This is a genomic window from Collinsella sp. LCP21S3_D3 (assembly GCF_052118305.1).
GTDB lineage: Bacteria > Actinomycetota > Coriobacteriia > Coriobacteriales > Coriobacteriaceae > Collinsella.
The window spans coordinates 1-3,491 of sequence record NZ_JBQKHK010000034.1; the positions used below are offsets into that span (position 1 = coordinate 1).

Below are 3,491 nucleotides of genomic sequence, written 5' to 3' on the forward strand. Positions count from 1 at the left end.
TGCTAGGTGTCCGACACTCCATCGGGCGGAGTCGGACACCTAGCACGTGGAAAAGGGCGTGACCAGCCCCTAGCCAGCGGAGTTTTAACGCTGTTCAATGCCCCTATTCTGCCGCGTCGCCATACCGTGACGCCGAACCCGTAACGTTTCGCGGTACCCTTGCCGGCATGAACAGGAAGCGTTGCGTTGTGTGCAAGGGCAGCATGGCGGGCAGGCGGTCTAACGCCGTCGTGTGTTCAGACACGTGCCGACAGGCCAAGCACCGGGCCAAGGCAGCGGTGAAGGCCGGGCGCGCGCCCAAGCCTGAGGGCCACGACGCCGAGCCCAACCATGCGTGGCGGGGGGACGACGCCGACGGCGAGCCCACCGAGCTACGTGGGCGGCTGGAAGAAACCACGCGCCGACGGTTTGAGGCTGCGGGCATTAACGACTACGACGAAGACCCGCTGGCGGTTCACTTGCTGGGCATGGCCCACATTCTGGACAACCCCGGCAGCGTCGCGCCCGGCAGCCTCACCGGCATGGGGAAATCGTTTCGTGACGCGTACAAAGACTTCATGCGCGATCGCGAAACCGTAGACCTTGCGAAAGACCCCGTTGCCGCCGTCCAAGACGAAGCCGCGCAACTGCTGGCGGGGCTAGGGGCGGCCTGATGCTACGGCCTGACCCTTACGCGCTCCTACCCCCGGCGTACCACACGAGCCCCCCGCGTGCGGTGACGCTGGGCCCGCTCGTGGGCAAGACGTGCCGGGCAGCCGGGTACGCGCCCGACCCCGAACAGCAACTAATCCTTGACGACGTGTTTGCCTACGGGCACGACGGTCTGCCCGCGGCGTTCGAGTACGGCGTAATCGGCCCCCGCCAGCAACTCAAGACGGGCACGCTCATTATGTGCGCCATAGGCTGGCTGTTCGTGGTGCCCGTCGGTCACGTGCGTAACGTCAACTGGAACGCCCACCTGAAGGAAACGGCTATCAAGTCTTTCCACGAACTGGCTGAGGTAATCAAGGCCGCGCCGAACTTGCGCGGTAAGTTGCTTGACGACCGAAGCGGCGGCATCCACACGGGCAAGGACGTTGAGAAGATTCTGACCGCCGACGGGCGACAGCTGGACGTGAGCGCGCGCACCGAGCGCGCCGGCCGCGGTCTTACGGGTGACCGGATCGTTCTTGACGAGGCCCTGTACCTGACCGACGCCATGTTGGGCGCGCTCATGCCCACGCTGACCGCGCGCCGCGACGCTCAAGCCGTCTACGCTTCCACGCCCGGCCTGGCGGGCTCAAGCACGCTCAGGGCCAAGCGCGACGCCGGGCGCGCCGGGCGCTCAACGTCGTTGGGCTGGGCTGAGTGGGGCACCGAGCGCCCGAAGTGCGCGCACGACGACGACCGTACCGGCCGGAAGTGCCTACACTTCCCGCCCGGAAACCCGCTGCACGTGCCTGGGTGCGCGATGGACGACGAAGAACTGTGGGCGCGAGCAAGCCCGCTGTTGGGGCGTGTGCGGCCCAACGGTACGGGACTGAGCTTGGAGCGCATGCGCAACCTACGGGAGTCGATCCCGCCCGCTGAGTGGGGGCGTGAGTACCTAGGTTGGTGGGACGAAGCTGACGCAACAGACGTGTTCGGTGACGGTGTTTGGAGTGCCGCCACGGCGCGGTACTTCGACGCTGACGACAACGAGCACATCGGCCTACCTACCCCGGCGGACTTTGACCTGAACACCGTGGGCGTGGCCGTAGCCGCTGACCTGACGAGCGCCGCCATTGTGGGCGCGGGCCCGCGTGGTGAGCGCACGGCGTGCCGTGTGGTGGCTACCGGGCTGGGCTTCCAGTGGGTGGCCCCCCGGCTAAAGGAACTGTTGGAGGAACGGCCCCGTACCCGTGTGGTCTACGATCCCGGGGGCCCTTCGGGCGTGCTCACGGCTGAGCTTGAGAAGATGGTTAAGCCGTCACGCCGACTAGTCAAGGCGTCGTTTCAACAGTGGAAGGCGGCATGCGCTGGGCTGTGGGACGGCGTACGTAACGGCACCGTTGAGCACGGCGGTCAGCCCGAGCTTGACGCTTCGGTTGGCGAAGCCAAGAAACGGCCTATCCTAGACCGCTGGGTGTGGGAGCGGTACGGTTACGATGCAAGCCCGTTGGAAGCCGCTACGCTAGCGGTGTGGGGTGTGACGAACGTAGCGCGCGCGTCAGCCTACGAGACTGGAAGGGTCTTGACGGTATGATGAGCCGAACGCGACTAAGCAAGGCGGGGGTGACCCATGAGTGAGTTGGTGCGCTGGCATAGCCCCACCGTCACCTACGTCAACGGCGCGCCGTGGGAACAAGTGGTTGCGACACTTGGCTACAACCCGAGCACGCTCAACCCCGCCAAAATGTGGCGCACGCAACCCCACTTGCGCGTTGTGGTGGACTTCCTAGCACGCAACGTCGCGCAGCTTGGCCTACACGTCTACGAGCGCATGCCCGACGGCGGGCGCGTGCGCGCGGACGATTCCGCGCTGGCGCAGTTGCTCCGGTTCGTGGATGGCGCTATAACCACCTACGATCTTGTGTACGCAACCGTGGGCGACTTTGCCCTGTACGACGCGGCCTATTGGTGGCTTATGCAGGATTCACGAGTGCCGACGGGCTACCGACTGCTACGCCTACCCCCTACGTGGGTCAGCCAGTGGCCCGGCGACGACTCCCCGTTCTTTGCCAGCCGGTTCAACGTTGCGTTCCAAGGCAAGGTACATACGATCCCGGCCAGCATCGACGGCTCACCCGGCGTTGTGCGCTTCGGGGGCTACAGCCCGACGGCCTACATTGGCAGTTCGAGCAAGGTCGAAGCGCTCAAGGCGACTCTGCTAGAACAGATCGAGGCCGCGCGCTACCGCTCCCAAATTTGGGAAAACGGCGGCCGCGTGTCTGCCGTGCTTGAACGCCCCGTGGACGCTGAGCCGTGGAGTGCCCGAGCGCGCGACGCTTTCCGCGAGGATTGGTACGCCAAGTACACGGGCAAGGGCCCCGGCGCGGGCGGTACGCCCATTCTGGAAGACGGCATGAAGCTCACCCGCGTGGACTTCAACGCACGCGAGCAACAGTTCGTAGAGGCGGTCAAGCTCAGCCTGCAGACCGTGGCCAGCGTGTACCACGTCAACCCCACCATGATTGGGTACACCGACGGCGCGACATACTCGAACGTGCGAGAGTTCAGCCGCATGCTGTACACCGACACGTTGGGGCCGATCCTTCGGCAGGTTACCGAGCGGATCAACAAGCAACTGCTGCCAGTCATGGGGCTTGACCCGGCGCGGTTCTACGCCGAGTTCAACATTGCTGAGAAGCTGGCCGGTTCGTTTGAGGAACAGGCCGCCGTGCTTTCGTCGTCGGTTGGTGCCCCGTGGCTCACCCCCAACGAAGCGCGCGCCCGGCAGAACCTCCCGGCTATTGAGGGCGGCGACCAACTCGTTGTGCCGCTCAACGTTACGGTGGGTGGGCAAGCCAGCC

3 protein-coding genes are annotated in these 3,491 nt (G+C 65.4%); all 3 read left to right on the plus strand.

Annotated features, from left to right (window positions below):
• Positions 1-278 precede the first annotated feature (278 nt).
• Complete coding sequence (locus ACTQ1S_RS09080; protein ID WP_441547543.1) at positions 279-653, plus strand: hypothetical protein; 375 nt, start codon at positions 279-281, stop codon at positions 651-653.
• A gap of 146 nt (positions 654-799) precedes the next feature.
• Complete coding sequence (locus ACTQ1S_RS09085; RefSeq protein ID WP_441547544.1) at positions 800-2,224, plus strand: hypothetical protein; 1,425 nt, start codon at positions 800-802, stop codon at positions 2,222-2,224.
• A gap of 102 nt (positions 2,225-2,326) precedes the next feature.
• Positions 2,327-3,491: phage portal protein (locus ACTQ1S_RS09090; RefSeq protein WP_441547545.1), on the plus strand; the 1,165-nt coding region annotated here is incomplete at its 3' end.